The sequence below is a fragment of the Gracilibacillus marinus genome (assembly GCF_042651725.1).
GTDB classification, from domain to species: domain Bacteria; phylum Bacillota; class Bacilli; order Bacillales; family Amphibacillaceae; genus Gracilibacillus; species Gracilibacillus marinus.
Genome location: NZ_JBHSDV010000001.1, coordinates 98,756 through 114,041 on the forward strand (window position 1 = coordinate 98,756; position 15,286 = coordinate 114,041).

At 35.5% G+C, this 15,286-nt stretch carries 14 protein-coding genes and 1 riboswitch; of the genes, 6 read left to right on the forward strand and 8 right to left on the reverse strand.

Annotation, left to right across the window (positions count from 1 at the left end; translation table 11 throughout):
- Positions 1-2 precede the first annotated feature (2 nt).
- Positions 3-1,166, forward strand: coding sequence for a Ger(x)C family spore germination protein (locus ACFOZ1_RS00550; protein ID WP_390194759.1), 1,164 nt, complete (start codon positions 3-5; stop codon positions 1,164-1,166).
- 16 nt (positions 1,167-1,182) lie between these two features.
- Here the strand turns inward: ACFOZ1_RS00550 and ACFOZ1_RS00555 are convergent, their stop codons facing one another.
- The 7 genes from ACFOZ1_RS00555 to ACFOZ1_RS00585 form a co-directional block, all read right to left on the reverse strand.
- A complete protein-coding gene (locus tag ACFOZ1_RS00555) occupies positions 1,183-1,305 on the reverse strand; it encodes a hypothetical protein (RefSeq protein ID WP_390194761.1) in 123 nt (40 codons plus the stop codon).
- Positions 1,302-2,399, reverse strand: coding sequence for a GerAB/ArcD/ProY family transporter (locus ACFOZ1_RS00560; RefSeq protein WP_390194763.1), 1,098 nt, complete (start codon positions 2,397-2,399; stop codon positions 1,302-1,304). The genes ACFOZ1_RS00555 and ACFOZ1_RS00560 overlap by 4 nt, the downstream gene beginning before the upstream one ends.
- 144 nt (positions 2,400-2,543) lie before the next feature.
- Positions 2,544-3,149, reverse strand: a complete 606-nt coding sequence (gene cysC, locus ACFOZ1_RS00565; RefSeq protein WP_390194765.1) for an adenylyl-sulfate kinase — start codon at positions 3,147-3,149, stop codon at positions 2,544-2,546.
- Complete coding sequence (gene sat / locus ACFOZ1_RS00570; protein WP_390194767.1) at positions 3,146-4,333, reverse strand: sulfate adenylyltransferase; 1,188 nt, start codon at positions 4,331-4,333, stop codon at positions 3,146-3,148. Before sat ends, cysC begins: the two co-directional genes overlap by 4 nt.
- On the reverse strand, positions 4,333-6,045 hold the full coding sequence (cysI, locus tag ACFOZ1_RS00575; RefSeq protein ID WP_390194769.1) for an assimilatory sulfite reductase (NADPH) hemoprotein subunit: 1,713 nt from the start codon (positions 6,043-6,045) through the stop codon (positions 4,333-4,335). Before cysI ends, sat begins: the two co-directional genes overlap by 1 nt.
- Positions 6,046-6,061: 16 nt before the next feature.
- The gene (locus ACFOZ1_RS00580) at positions 6,062-7,861 is read right to left on the reverse strand and encodes an assimilatory sulfite reductase (NADPH) flavoprotein subunit (protein WP_390194771.1); all 1,800 of its coding nucleotides are present in this window, start codon (positions 7,859-7,861) and stop codon (positions 6,062-6,064) included.
- 95 nt (positions 7,862-7,956) lie between these two features.
- Positions 7,957-8,685: a phosphoadenylyl-sulfate reductase gene (locus tag ACFOZ1_RS00585; RefSeq protein ID WP_390194773.1), complete on the reverse strand. Its 729-nt coding sequence runs from the start codon at positions 8,683-8,685 to the stop codon at positions 7,957-7,959.
- A gap of 80 nt (positions 8,686-8,765) precedes the next feature.
- Positions 8,766-8,882: riboswitch (SAM riboswitch) on the reverse strand.
- A gap of 382 nt (positions 8,883-9,264) precedes the next feature.
- Here ACFOZ1_RS00585 and ACFOZ1_RS00590 point away from each other — a divergent pair.
- The 5 genes from ACFOZ1_RS00590 to ACFOZ1_RS00610 all read left to right on the forward strand — a co-directional run bounded on the left by ACFOZ1_RS00590 (position 9,265) and on the right by ACFOZ1_RS00610 (position 14,486).
- The gene (locus ACFOZ1_RS00590; protein ID WP_390194775.1) at positions 9,265-10,377 is read left to right on the forward strand and encodes a sensor histidine kinase; all 1,113 of its coding nucleotides are present in this window, start codon (positions 9,265-9,267) and stop codon (positions 10,375-10,377) included.
- A gap of 6 nt (positions 10,378-10,383) precedes the next feature.
- The gene (locus ACFOZ1_RS00595; protein WP_390194777.1) at positions 10,384-11,025 is read left to right on the forward strand and encodes a response regulator; all 642 of its coding nucleotides are present in this window, start codon (positions 10,384-10,386) and stop codon (positions 11,023-11,025) included.
- Between the two features lie 147 nt (positions 11,026-11,172).
- Positions 11,173-12,105: an ABC transporter ATP-binding protein gene (locus tag ACFOZ1_RS00600; RefSeq protein ID WP_390194779.1), complete on the forward strand. Its 933-nt coding sequence runs from the start codon at positions 11,173-11,175 to the stop codon at positions 12,103-12,105.
- A gap of 12 nt (positions 12,106-12,117) precedes the next feature.
- Positions 12,118-13,389 carry an ABC transporter permease gene (locus ACFOZ1_RS00605; protein WP_390194781.1) on the forward strand — a complete coding sequence of 424 codons (1,272 nt, stop codon included), beginning with the start codon at positions 12,118-12,120 and terminating at the stop codon, positions 13,387-13,389.
- Positions 13,386-14,486 (forward strand): ABC transporter permease, encoded by a 1,101-nt coding sequence (locus ACFOZ1_RS00610; RefSeq protein WP_390194783.1) that lies wholly within the window; start codon positions 13,386-13,388, stop codon positions 14,484-14,486. Before ACFOZ1_RS00605 ends, ACFOZ1_RS00610 begins: the two co-directional genes overlap by 4 nt.
- Positions 14,487-14,563: 77 nt before the next feature.
- Here the strand turns inward: ACFOZ1_RS00610 and ACFOZ1_RS00615 are convergent, their stop codons facing one another.
- Positions 14,564-15,280, reverse strand: a complete 717-nt coding sequence (locus ACFOZ1_RS00615) for a TspO/MBR family protein (RefSeq protein ID WP_390194785.1) — start codon at positions 15,278-15,280, stop codon at positions 14,564-14,566.
- Positions 15,281-15,286: the final 6 nt, after the last annotated feature.

Consider the following 15,286-nt stretch of genomic DNA (forward strand, 5'->3'; position numbering starts at 1 on the left):
CGATGAGAAAATTACTATCTCTTTGTATGTTATTCATTTTAACAGGATGTTGGGATTTACAAGAACTTACGGAAATTGGACTTGTTACAGCATTTGCAATCGATATTGACCCTGACTCAGGTGAATATGTGTTAACATCACAATTTATAAGACCTTCCGCACAGAGTCCAGTCACAACGGAGAATGGTGATCCATATGTGACAGTATCGGCAACAGGTAAGTCTATAACAGAATTGCTCAGAAATGTCGACCAAAGTATTGATAGACGTAGCTTTTATGCACATAACAAAATTATCATTATTAGTGAAGAAGTTGCAAAAAAAGGGATTTTAACACTTTTCGAATCTTTTCAACGTGATCAACAAGTAAGAAGTTATGTGTGGATAGGTATTGCAAAGGGAACAAAAGCGAAGGAGTTAATGGAAAGTGCACAATCAGGAATATCTATGATTCCTGCTAACTTTTTTTATAATTTATTTCAAGACGCTGGTCCAGATGCTGTCGCAAGTAATTTATTGAAATTTTACAAGGAAGCAATTCAACAAGGTAATAATCCTGTCATAGGAGTGTTAGAACTTAATCAAATGACAGGAGAAAACTATTCAACAATAAAGTTGAAAGGTAGTTCTATTTTTAAAAAAGACGAATTAGTCGGATTTTTGAATGATGAAGAGACGACAAGTTATAATTGGTTTGAAGATCGATTGGAGAATAGTGATTTAGGCTCTTTAATCGTAGAGGATAAAGGTGTTCCTATTTCTTTAAATATTATAAAAAATCAAAGAACCGTTATACCTAAGATAACGAATAATGGGGAAATTGTATTTAAAGTGACATTAAGGCAACACATGGAACTTGCGGAGCAACAAAAAACATATCATTTCAAAGCACATCGCGATATTCAAAAGTTAGTTCTCAAAGTTCAAAAATTAGCAGAGTCAGAAATTGAAAAACGATTGAAAGAACTATTCAATAAAGCACAATCAGAATTTCAAACAGACTTTTTAGGGTTTGGTGATTTGTTACGTAAATATGAGCCACAGAAATGGAATGAAGTGAAAGATAATTGGGAAAAAGTATTTTCAGATGTAAAATTTGAGATAGAAGTAGTGTGTGAGATAGAAAATACTGGTCTAGTTCGTGGTACATTAGAGCCAAGCCTATAGGGTTTGGCTCTATTCGTTATGATTTTCGAAATACGTACACAATGATGAAGAATAATAAAATAACAATATAACTTAATCCACCAATAAGGAGAAAAGCTAATAAGTAATCTTCTTTTAGTACTTGAAAATCAAAACTCATGTTTGCTCATTCCTTTGTTTTCTATTTTTTATCACGAGTAATAATAGGATGAGAGTAGGAATCAACGTATAAATTAAAATAACATAGACTCCTGACTCAACCCCTTTCCAACGTTGATCATCCAAATTATCAAATCGGAGTAAGGAAATGATCGGTAGGAATAAACCTATGATGACAATAAGTGTATTTTTTGATACCTTTTTGAAAATCCAACTTAATAAAAGCGAAGATACGTACACATGGATTGCAGTTTTATAGAATCCTCCAATGAATAAAATAAACACACCGATACTGTCTAAATTGGTGAAAATCAATCCTACATGTATCGATAATAATATTTCTAAAAAAGGAATATCCGTTTGAGATGCAAATCTTGGACCTAATACACCAATAATAATAATGATAGATAGTAGTAATAATATTGCAGCGATTGTCATACCGATGATTGATATTTTGCGCATGTCCCTTTGGTATGTCACATAGTGCCAGAGCATAAGAAATACTACGCTCTCCCCAAATGGAAATGCAATAACAGTCGGTAATTGATGGAGTATCGGAACTATTCCATCGCCTAATATAGGTAGTAAATTGCTCATGTCTAATTCACCGGTAAAAAAATTAAACGAATAGATTAACAAATTGAAAAAAATAAAAAATGGTAAAAAAATCTCAACAGTCCGTGCTAATACTTCAAATCCAAGACGAAGGATGTATATTACAACAAAGATAAACGCATACAAAATAAACCACAATGGTGTGTATGGAAGTGCGGTTAATTTAATGAGTGCACCAAATTCATAAAAGTTATGTGTGGATTGGCTAAGAAAGTACATGCTATAAAGAAATAATAGTACGATAGCAAATGGCTTACCTATAATATCTGTTAAAATATAGCCGAAGTCCTTCTGATTATAATATCTTGGAATCTGGGTGTAGCATAACAGTAATAAGACTCCAACAATGTAGGCGAAAAGAATAACAATCCAAGCATCTTGTTTTGCACCAATACCTAGTGCAAATAATGTTGTACTACCAACTTCGAAAATAATTACAAGAAATAGTAATTGAATGGAAGATAATTTTGGTGTGTTCATTGAATAACCCTCTCACATAGTTCAATTACATACAGTTTTGCCGAATAAGAGTATATTTAATCTTTTCTTATATAATTAATTTACTAAAAAAAATACTCTAGAAACAAATATAGTATGGCACTAATTTGTTTCTAGAGTATCTATCTATTCTGAGATATGATTATTTACTTTTAAATAATGAATAATTGTACTAACAGCTTCTTCGACAGATAGTTGTTCAGTATCAATAATCAATTCAGGATTACTTGGTTCTTCATATGGTGCATCGATACCCGTAAATCCCTTAATTTCACCAGCTCTTGCCTTTTGATATAACCCTTTAGGATCGCGTGCTTCACAGCCTTCTAAGCTACATTTTACATATATTTCCACAAAATTCCCATCATTTAAAATGTCACGGACTTGCTCTCTGTCTTCTTTATATGGAGAAATAAATGCAGTGAGTGTTAAAAGTCCAGCGTCACTCATTAATTTTGCAACTTCTCCAATTCTGCGGATATTTTCTTTACGGTCATCAGGACTAAATCCTAAATTATTATTTAATCCGTGACGGATATTGTCTCCATCTAATCGATATGTTCGGACGCCTTTTTGAAATAAAGCTTTCTCTAATTCCACTGTGATTGTAGATTTACCTGAACCAGACAATCCAGTAAACCATAACACAGGGCTTTTATGTCCATTTAATTCCGTGCGATCTTGTTTGGTTATAACAGAGTCATGCCAAACAATGTTTGTTGCTTTTGTCATTCACCTGCACCTCTTTGTAATCCTCTAATTAATATTTCTGCAACCTCTGGACGAGAGAATTGACGTGGCAATGCCTCACCATTGCGTAATTTCTCACGTACTTTCGTTCCACTTAAATGTACATGCTCTGATTTATCATGTGGACACGTTTTTTGCGAAGCCATGTTCTCGCATTTGTTGCAATAAAATGCATGTTCAAATTTAAATATAGTAATACCTAACTCTTCTTCGTATTTAGAAATAAGCTCTTGTGCCTCGTATGTGCCATAAAAATCGCCTACACCTGCATGGTCACGGCCCACGATAAAGTGTGTACACCCATAATTTTTGCGGACAATCGCATGTAGAATGGATTCACGTGGCCCTGCATAACGCATTGCAGCAGGATAAATCACAAGTCTAGTTCTATTCTCAGGAAAATAGTGTTTCAATATTGCTTGGTAGCTCTCCATACGAATATCTGCAGGGATATCATCTGATTTTGTTTCCCCAACTAATGGATTTAGTAATAGTCCATCAACAGATTCTAGTGCGCACTTTTGAATATATTCATGTGCGCGATGGACAGGATTTCTTGTCTGGAATCCAACAATTGTTTTCCAACCTAAGTCTTGGAATAATTGTCGTGTTTCAATCGGATCTAAATAAAATTTCTCGAATCCTTGGTGCGATGGGCGATTAACCAATTGTATCGGACCTGCTAAATAAATGTCGCCTTTTTCATACAATTTCTTCACACCAGGGTGGCTATCATCTGTAGTACCATAGACATATTGTGCTTCTTTGTGCTTATCATAACGATATTTCTCTTGTAAATCTAAAATGCCGTAAAGAATACCATCTTGACCGTATAATGCGATAGGTTGGCCAATTGTTAACGCATCTGCTTGCACTTCTGTAACACTAAGTGTGATTGGTATACTCCACACAGTGCCGTCAGCAAGATGGACATTCTCGACAACTTCTTTATAATCTTTTTCGCCGAGGAAGCCTGTTAATGGACTAAACCCACCAATTGCAATTAATTCTAAGTCTGAAACACCCCATGCATCAATGGTAAGGGATGGATAATTCTTTGCTTGTGCTAGAGCTTTTTCTCTTTGCTCTCCTTTTAATTCTCGGTTTACTAATTCTCCACCATGTGCGACAATTGTCTCTATTTTTTGATCCGTGATAACAGACATTATAAAACTCCTTTCGTTTCTCTATGGAAATTGCGACCATCATAAACTGCATCTACATAACCTTTACGAACAACGAAATCACCAAACTTTTCATTTGCTTCTCTTTCATTAGCATATGCATGAATGATTTCTTGTAATGTTGCAAGTATCTCATCTTCTCCAATATTTTCGCGATATAATTGATTTAACCGATCACCAATGAAGCTTCCGCCTAAATACAAATTATATTTGCCTGGTGCTTTACCGATAAAGGCAATCTCAGCAAGAGCTGGACGAGCACAGCCATTTGGACAACCAGACATACGTATGACAATTTCCTCTTCACGAATGCCTTCTTGAATTAGAATTTCATCGAGTTTATCGATTAAAGAAGGGAGGTATCGTTCAGATTCAGCCATCGCTAGTCCACATGTAGGTAATGCCACACATGCGATCGAATTTCTTCTAAGCCCGGAATAGTGTTTACCGTCAGTTAATCCATAGATATCAATAATTTCTTGAATTTTCTTTTTCTTTTGTGTCGTGACATTTGCGATGACTAAATTCTGATTTGGTGTGAGACGGAAATCCCCTGTGTGAATAGAAGCAATCTCGCGTAATGCAGTCATTAACTTGTATTCTTCCGTGTCTTTTACTCTTCCGTTCTCTACATATAATGTGAAGTGCCATCTGTTTCCACCTTTGATCCAACCATAGCGATCTCCATTATGGTCAAAGTGATATGGTTTCGCATCATCTAAGGCAAACCCTAGTCTATTTGATAGTTCTTCTTTGAACCAATCTAATCCATACCGGTCAATCGTATATTTGAATCGGGCATTTTTGCGATCAGATCTATTTCCGTAATCACGTTGAATTGTGACAACTTTTTCTGCAACTTGAATGACGTCTTCTTTTTTGCAATAACCCGCAAGTTTAGCTAATTGTGGATACGTGTTGGTATTCCCGTGTGTGGAACCCATACCTCCACCGACTACGACATTAAACCCAATTACTTCATTATTTTCGATGATTGCAATAAAACCTAAATCCTGTGAAAATACATCAATATCATTGGAAGGTGGTGCCGCAATCCCTATTTTGAATTTTCTTGGTAAATATGTTTTTCCGTAAATAGGTTCATCTTCTACTTTAGAATCAACGATTTTCTCTCTGTCTAACCAAATCTCGTGATAAGCGCCTGTTTTTGGTGATAAATAATCACTGATTTTTTGTGCCCAGTCTTGTATTTCTTGATGCACGTCCGATTGATATGGATTTGGGTTACACATCACATTTCGATTTACATCTCCGCAAGCAGCGATAGTTGTCATTGCTTCTTCATTAATTGTTTTGATGGTTTCTTTTAAATTCCATTTCAAAATACCGTGAAGTTGGAACGCTTGGCGTGTCGTTAGTTTAATTGTATTATCACCGTACTTTTGTGATAACTGATCAACACTTAGCCATTGTTTTGGTGTCGCAACCCCACCTGGAATTGCTACACGTAACATAAATGCATAGGCGGGTTCTAGCTTTTGTTTTCTACGCTCCTCACGAATATCACGGTCATCTTGTTGGTAACTACCATGGAATTTTAGTAGTTTTGTATCGTCATCTGAGATAGCTGCTGTAATTGGGTCATTTAATCCTTCTTTAATCGTTCCTCGTAAAAAACGACTATCTTCTTTGAGTTGTTCGATTGGATCTAATTTTTGCTCCTTATTCGACATTTCTATATCCCCCTCATCAATACACGTCTCGTTGGTATCGTTTCTGTTGTTTTAATTGATTTACATATGCTTCTGCATCTTCTCTACTTACATTCGCATGGTCTTGAACAATTTGGATTAATGTCTGATGCACATCTTTCGCCATTCGCTTCTCATCTCCACATACATAGATATGTGCACCACGTTCTATCCACTCAAATAGTTCTTTACCACGTTCTTCCATGCGATGTTGTACGTAGACTTTTTCTTCTGTATCTCTTGAAAATGCAACATCCAATTTAGAAAGATAGCCTTTTTTCAACCAATTTTGCCAATCTACTTGGTATAAGAAATCAGATCTGAAATGTTGGTCACCGAAAAATAACCATGTATCTCCTTTTAAATCTAATTCTTCTCGTTCCTCAATATAGCCTCTAAATGGTGCGACACCAGTACCAGGGCCAATCATGATGACAGGAGTTTGTTCATCAAATGGAAATTTGAAATTCGGATTCTTGTGTACATAGACATCTACAACATCACCAGGTTTTATTCTGTCTGCGATTTCACCAGAGCAGACACCAGCACGATCTCGACCACAACTATTGTAGCGGACTGTAGCAACAGTTAAATGCACTTCGTCAGGATTTGCTTTGTTGCTACTTGAGATAGAATATTGACGTGCAGGAATTTTTCGCAACCAATCAATCATGGTTGTTGGGTCTAAATCTGCTGGTGGATAATCCTCAATCAAATCGAGTAAGTCACGTCCATCAATATATTGTTTAATTTGATCATTATCTGCAATAAGTTTTAGTAAATCATTGTTTTTAAAGAACCCAGCAGCTTTATCTAATAAACCTTTTGTTAATCTTGTAATCTCAAAAATAGAAGTAAGTGCTTCTTGGATGGAGCGGATTTCTCCTTGTTTATTAATTGGAACAGTTTGTTCAGGATTCCAATTTAATTTTTCAATTACCGCTTTTACTAATGCAGGATCATTTTTCGGATAGATTGCTAGACAATCACCTGGTTCATATGTGAAATTCGATCCTTCTAGTAATAGCTCAATATGTCTCGTTTCTTTGTTCGAGCCTTGACCACTAAGATTAATGTTTTCTAATACTTCTGCTGAAAATGGATTGGCTTTTGAATAAATAGGTTGTTCAATGGAAGATGCCGTTACTGCTGTTACATCTGCAACAGCGCTAGCATTGTCTTCTTGAATTGTTCCAACGATACCTTTAATCCATTCTTCAGCTAATTCTTCGTAATCAACGTCACAGTCTATTCTGTCGTAAAGGCGTGTTGCTCCTAATTCTTCTAATCGTTTATCAAAATCTTTCCCTGTTTGGCAGAAGTGTTCATACGACTCATCTCCAAGTGCTAAAACAGAATATCTAACCCCATCTAACTTAGGTGCCTTTCTACCTAAAAGGAACTCATGGAATTGAATTGCATTATCTGGTGGATCTCCTTCGCCGTGTGTTGCTGTGACAATAAACAAATCTTCTACGTCTTTGATTTTCTTTGGTTTAAAATCATCCATACTTGATAATTGAACAGTAAAGTTTTTATCTTTCAAGGTACTAGAAAGCTGTTCAGCGACACGTTGGCTATTTCCGGTTTCTGAGCCAAATAATATGGTGATAGTACGTGTTGGCTGCTTTGTGACAGTTGCTTGTGGCACTTGTTGTGGTGGTGTTTCAACTGCTTGAGATGCTGCTAAGTAGCCTGCGAGCCAGTTTTTTTGAGCGTTTGTTAATGTTGGTAATACTTGATTTAATATGTCCGTTTGCTTTTGATCAAATGGACTATTGACAACTTGTAATGTCAACATGCTCACCTCTATTTCATTAATTTGTAATTAAACCTATTATATTTATTAAACCTATTGTTTTACTTTGAATTAGGTAAAAAAATAATCGAAACTCATCCTGTTGTATGCAAGCCACATTCAGTTTTTTGGGAATTTGCCCATCTTCCTGCGCGTTCATCACTATTTGGATTCACTGGTGACGTACACGGGATACAGCCGATGCTCGGGTAATTTTGGTCGTGTAATGTGTTGTATGGTAAGTCATTTTCGCGAATGTAATTCCATACATCTTCTAATGTCCAGTATATTAATGGACAGACTTTGATAGATTTAAATCGTTCATCTTTGTTGTAGAACTTTGTGTTTGCTCGACTTGTTGATTGTTCTCGACGTAATCCAGAAATCCAAGCCGTTGCACTGTACAACACTTCTTCTAATGGCTTGATTTTTCGAATATAGCAACACTGATCTGGATTTCTTTTCCACAATGCTGAACCATGTTGAGCTGCTTGTTCCTCTAGTGTCAAACTAGGTTGTTTTAATTCAATTTGTAAAAGTGGATACTTTTCTTTCACACGGTCAATTAAATCATATGTTTCTTGGAAATGTAAACCAGTATCTAAGAATACGAGTTTTGCATCTTTTTTAACTTTGGAAATCAAATCGATTAAGACCATACTTTCTGCACCAAAGCTACAAGCATAAATCAAAGCATCACCGTATGCTTGGTATGCAGATTCAAGTATCATCAATGCACCTTTATGAGAGTCAGCTTCTTCTGGTATATACTCATTCCAATGACTTTCTTCGTAATGGTCATACGTAATTACAGATGTTGACATACCTTTTCCCCTTTCTAAAATTCTATCATTATACGAAAAAACCTCTTATCTTTTTGATAAGAAGTTCAACTGACGTTCACTTCTTATCTTCCGGTAACAGTAGTGTATGCTGTTCCGCAGGATTTGGCACAGTGCCCATTACTTGACCTGTTGCCGAGGTTTCCCAGGGCCTGCCCCTCCACCTCTCTGGATAAGAATTCCTTATATAAACAATTAATGTTATGATATATCTATTTATTGGAAAAGTCAACAGTAAAATAGTCGGAATTATTAAAAAATATACAAAAGCGAAAACACCCGTTTAGAAACGTAGCGACTGGAGCAAATCAACTGAGATAAAGGAATCACGACGAGGAACGAGTCGATGATGACTTATCGTAGGGCGATTTGTGAAGTCGCCTAGTTTCTGGGTGTTGGAGCTGGATGATACAAAAGCGAAAACACCCGTTTAGAAACGTAGCGACTGGAGCAAATCAACTGAGATAAAGGAACCAAACAATGTTTAATTTTCCCCTTGCTTCAAAATAAAAATAACTCTACTTCCCGTTATGGTATATTATAACTAAGGAGGAGAACGAAATGAAATCGAATATTTGGGTATCTCTATTATTATGGATTCTTGTTTGGTTATCTGCCATTACAGTAGAGTTAGCTGGTGGTTCAGAAACTAGTGCATATTTATTTAGTATGATGGCACTATTTTTCGTTGCATTCTTTTTTATGTCTGTTGCGAAATCAGCAGCTATTTATTTATTATGTATACAGTTAATTAGCATTACACTCGCGTTCTTGTTTTCTTCACATGATTGGATGAACCCATTTGTGTTGTTGATGTTCCTTCTGTTACTTGTATCATGTTTCAAATGGACTTCAGGAAGATTTACATATACCTTCACCATTGCTGTGTTGCTAGCGAGTTTTTTAACACAAATGGAATTCCTATCTATTACACTCGTATCTTTTTACTTATTGCTTGCAACGATTCTCATTATAGCAATCTATGAATATTATAAGTATTTCCACCATTTATCTGACATAGAACAACGATACCAAGCATTATTACATACATATAAAAAATTAAAACGTGATACCATCACACATGATCAGTTAACAAGACAACAAGAACGACTACATATAGGTAGAGAGATTCATGATCGAGTTGGTCATACATTAACGAACTTATTAATGCAAATAGAAATTTTACATTTGAAAGATGGCAGGGAAGAATGGAATCAAGTAAAAGTATTGGCACAAGAAAGCTTACAAGAAACGAGAAAAGCTGTTAAAGCACTAAAGGAAGATTCTGTAACAGGTATTGCGGCAATCATTCAATTAATACGGAAACTCGAAGCAGAACAATATATTTCTATTACCTTTTCCATGCGCCAAAATGCCTTGTCGATTACTTTAAGTCCAGACCAAGCTACTGTTGTATATAGAGCAATCCAAGAATCGTTAACGAATATCATGAGACATAGCGCGGGAAAAGAAGCTACTGTTTTGTTAGAAGCACCTGGTTCTGCGACATTTCGATTTGAAGTTACGAATCCACTTACAGAAGATGTCGAATGGCGAGAAGGCTTTGGCATTCAATCAATGAGAGATCGATTGCAACAAATAGGAGGAGAATTAGATATCTTTATATATCAGCATAATTTTGTAGTACGTGGATCTTTTCCACTTAAGGAGTGAGAGAAAATGGTTTCTATTTTACTTGCAGAAGACCAAGTGATTGTTAGACAAGGTATAAAAATGATGCTAGAAACAGATCCAGATTTAGTTGTGACAGGTGAGGCAACAAATGGGAAAGAAGCATTACAACTAAGAGAAAAGTATTATTTCGATTTAGCGATATTAGATATTCGGATGCCAGAACTTGATGGAATCAAAACAGCACAACAATTATTAGAACGGTATCCAGATATGAAAGTGTTAATCCTTACAACATTTAATGATGAAGATTATGCGATTGAAGCATTAAAAATAGGTGTGCACGGTTATCTACTGAAAGATGCCAATAAAGATGAGCTTATTCGCGCAATTAAAGATTGTCTAAAAGGTGGATTGCAATTGCCAGGTGAGGTAGCTAGAAAAGTCGTGCCACATTTATTAAATGAAAAGAAAAAAACATATAGTAAAGAGACAACTATCTTCTTGACCAAAAGAGAGCGCGACATTTTATGTTTACTTGGAGAAGGAAAAAGTAATAAAGAAATTGCAGAGGGATTAGCATTATCTATTGGTACAGTAAAAAACCATATTAGTAGTTTATTAGATAAACTACAATTAAGAGATCGTACCCAATTAGCCATCTATGCAATTCATAATGGATATGTATAGAGGGGGAAATGCAATATTTTCTAATTGTACAAAATATAAATGACTCTAGTCACTGTTTATTTGATAAGGAATGACTAAAGGCAGTATGGATACTGCTCTTTTTTTTATACAATAAAGAAGGATAAAGATGAGAAAGGGTGTGTGCAAATGTTAGAAACAGAAAGCTTACGTAAAGTATATAAAAATAAAGTAGCAGTAGACGAAGTGAATATTTATTTGAAAGAGGGAGAATCTGTTGGGTTATTAGGTCCGAACGGGGCAGGGAAGTCTACATTAATTTCCATGATTGCAACACTACTTAAACCAAGTAGTGGCAAAGTGTTTTGGGAAGGACAAGATATTATCAAAAATCCACATATAATTAGGCCAACATTAGGAATGGTGCCACAAGAAATTGCCTTATACAAGGAATTATCCGCATATGAGAACGTGAAGTTTTTTGGCAAAATCTATCGCTTAAAAGGGAAACATTTAGAGTCAAGAGTACAAGAAGTGTTAGAGATTGTTGGTTTGAAAGATCGACAAAAAGAATTGGTTAAAAATTATTCAGGAGGTATGCAGCGACGTATTAATATTGCTGTTGCTTTATTACATGAGCCTGACATTATTATTATGGATGAACCGACAGTTGGGATTGATCCACAATCACGTCATTATATTTTAGAGATGGTCAAACGGCTAAATGAAGAAAAGGGGATGACTGTTCTATACACATCTCATTACATGGAAGAAGTAGAAAAACTTTGTGATCGAATTTATATCATGGACAATGGAAAAATCATTGCTACAGGTACGAAAGATGAGCTTGTTAGTATCTTATCGAGTGAAGAAACAATCGATTTAGTTCTTGAAGAATCATCTAGTGCTTTTGAAGATGCATTAAGAGCTGGAGAACATGTGTTAAAAGTAACTGAAACAGAAAAAGGATTGAAGTTAATTGTTCCTAAACAGTCCAATCAATTAACAACCATTTTCCATCTGGCAGAAAAGCACCAAGCAGCAATCCAGTCTGTTTCCATTCATGTACCATCATTGGAAGATGTATTTTTACATTTGACTGGTAGAAAATTGAGAGATTAGGGGTGAGTGTGTATGGTCAACTTTTTCTTGAAAGATATCAAACTATTATTAAGAGACCGCACAGAGCTCTTGGTTATTTTCCTTATGCCATTTATACTTATGCTCATCTTAGGTTTTGCACTTAAAGGAGTATTGGGAGGGGGCGAATCAACAAGAGAGTTAGAAGTGGCTTTAGTAGAAGAGGATAATTCTAATGAAGGAAAAGCGCAATTTGTATCTTATTTGGAGGAGCAGGAGATTCCAACGATTGCTAAGGAACAAATAATAGAAGCAAGTAATCAAATTGCGATTCCATCGATTATTCATACGATTTTAACAGAAGATTTAACAGAAATTGTTGCAGTAGAACTGACAGACAAGGAAACTGCTGATGAAAAGCTCGCAGCAAAGGAAATAGATGCAATTATAACGATACCAGAAGGATTCACATATACAACATTAAAACATGTCCTATTACAAGAAGCAGATTCAGCAAATCTCCTTATCAAAAAGGGGGAACATGCCGTATTTGATAGCTCGATTGTTGAAAATATTTTATCTCAGATTGCACAATCTATTAATTTAGAGACGGCAATTGCAAAGGAATCACAGTCTACAGAGATACGTCCAACAAGTGACGAAGTGATTAAAAGAGAAACAGAAACAATTACAAATGGTGAGCCAGTTAGTTCTATGGAATACTATTCAATTGGTATGGCGGTAATGTTTGCCTTTTTTATCGCATCAACAATGGCTGCAAAATCCTATTCTGAACAAACACAACACGTATTAGATCGTATTATTTTGTCAGGGAGACATCCGTTACAATTTTTAATTGGGAAGTTATTTGCTGTTATCATGTTAGTTTTTTTTCAAGTAAATGTTCTATTTGTGCTTTCTTCTCTCATTATGCAATCATTCCAACCAATATCTTGGCAAACAATCGGGATTATGGAACTGATTACATTCTTTTATGCCCTTGCAATAAGTGCAATTGCCTGTTTGTTAATTGCATTAACATTAAGACTTAGATCTCAAGCTGTGTCTAGTTCATTTACAAGTGGGATTGTCAGTGTGTTGGCATTACTTGGCGGTAGTTTTACACCAATTACCACATTTCCAGAAGTGATTCAAATGATTGGTTCATGGACACCAAATGGTATGACATTACGTGCATACATGTTAGCGAGCCAAGGGCTTCCCTTTGCAGATATTGTTCCATATGTAATTCGTCTAAGTTGGATCACTGTCTTCATCTTTATTCTAAGTGTAGTTCTTTTCCCGAATAGGAGGGTGGCAGCATGATTAATATTTTCTTATTACAATGGCAACGACTGCGCAGAAAGCCTTTTATGGTCATATCGATGTTAGCAATGACTACAGTATTTGTTATTTTCATTGGAGGAATTAGTAACCAAGCGGAAACACCTATATCTGCCTATTTTTCAAATGTTTTTTCTGATGAGGAAAAGCAAGACATCATAAATGAATTAAACGAGCTAGAAGGATTTAGTTTCACAGAAACAAAAAAGGAGAAAGCAAAAGAACAAGTGGCATTAGGTATTACCAGTTTTGCTATATATTTAGACCAGTCGTCCTATACATTTCTTGTTGGTACTGAAGACCCGAATCAAGCAATTTTGGACCAATACCTTCAGTCTATGTATAGAGAAGAAATACGGATTCAAGATTTAGTAACAGCGACTGGCGATGAAGCGATGAGGCAAAAAGTAGAGAAGTCTCTAGAAAATCCATTGATTGAAGTAGAGTCACATGTAGGTAAAGTAGAAGGGGATATCTTCTTATTTGATAATAAATTACAAGCATTGTTTGGAATGACATTATTCTTTGCGATTTATACCATTGTATTTAGCTTGAGTGAGGTGGCAGAGGAGAAACAAAGAGGTAGTTGGGATCGATTGATTTTGTCTCCTTTACGTAAATGGCAAATTTACTTAGGTTATCTAAATTTTGCTTTCTTTATTGGAATTGTTCAAATCGTTCTCGTATTTTTAGCTTTTCAATGGTTCTTTCAGTTTCATTTAGGAGATAATTGGCTAGGGATATTGGCAATTTGCTGTGTGTATACATTTGCGATTGTTTCTTTAGGAATGCTATTAATTGGTCTTGTGAATAAGTCATCACAATTAAATGCAATTGTTCCGATTGTAGCAGTTAGTATGGCTATGCTTGGTGGTGCATATTGGCCAATAGAAATTGTCGACAACCCCATTGTTTTAGCATTATCCAAAGTGATTCCAATGACACATGCCATGGATGCACTAAAGTCGATTACTATTTATGGAAAAGATATTGCTGATATTACACAACCTTTATCTATCCTATTTTTAATGGGGGTTCTCTGTATGGGAATCGGTATTAATTTGATGGAAAGAAGATAATAGAACCGTGAAGTAAGTACGAGACAGGTATCCTCCTAAATGAAGTGAATCAGTCATTATAGGAGGATACTTTCAAATTAGGTTTTCTTTTGAAACAATGCAATACCAATGAAAAATGCTAGTATCACTGCGCAAGCATATGCACTAATGGATATAGACGGGTGTGCTCCAGCATTTTTCACACCAATTCCTATAAATGCCCAAACGAATACGAGTGTAAGGAAGATGTCTTTTCTTTTCCATAGAAAATAAAGTGCTATACATGTAGCAAGGATAAGGAATGCGATCGTCCAATATAGCTGAAATTCGCTATTGCCAATATAAACAAGGTAATAGCTTATATTCGCGAATGTTGCCACACATATCCAACCTAAATAAATAGAAAAAGGTAATGAATCGATACGTGATACTTCGGCCTTTTTGGCACAATTGTATAACAAGATCATTGTAATCAGCAAACAAACCATAATGATTGTACTAAAGAGGAAAAACTGATAGTGCCAAGCTAGAAGCCATGCTATATTTAAAATACAACTAATCCAAAATAGCTCACTACAACTTGAATAAACCGCTAAATCTCTCCTTGTTCTAGGTAATTGACCAAACACCCAAATTGCTAATAGAAAGTAAATCAATCCCCATATACTAAAAACATAACTTGCAGGTGTAAAGTATATATCCAGTTGATTAGAGATTTCTCCTGTTGTCATCCCATTGATTGGAAGAATATTTGCCAATGCATTCATCATTATGACAAATAGAAGTGCAACGACATTTGTCCAAAAAATCCTCATCTATTA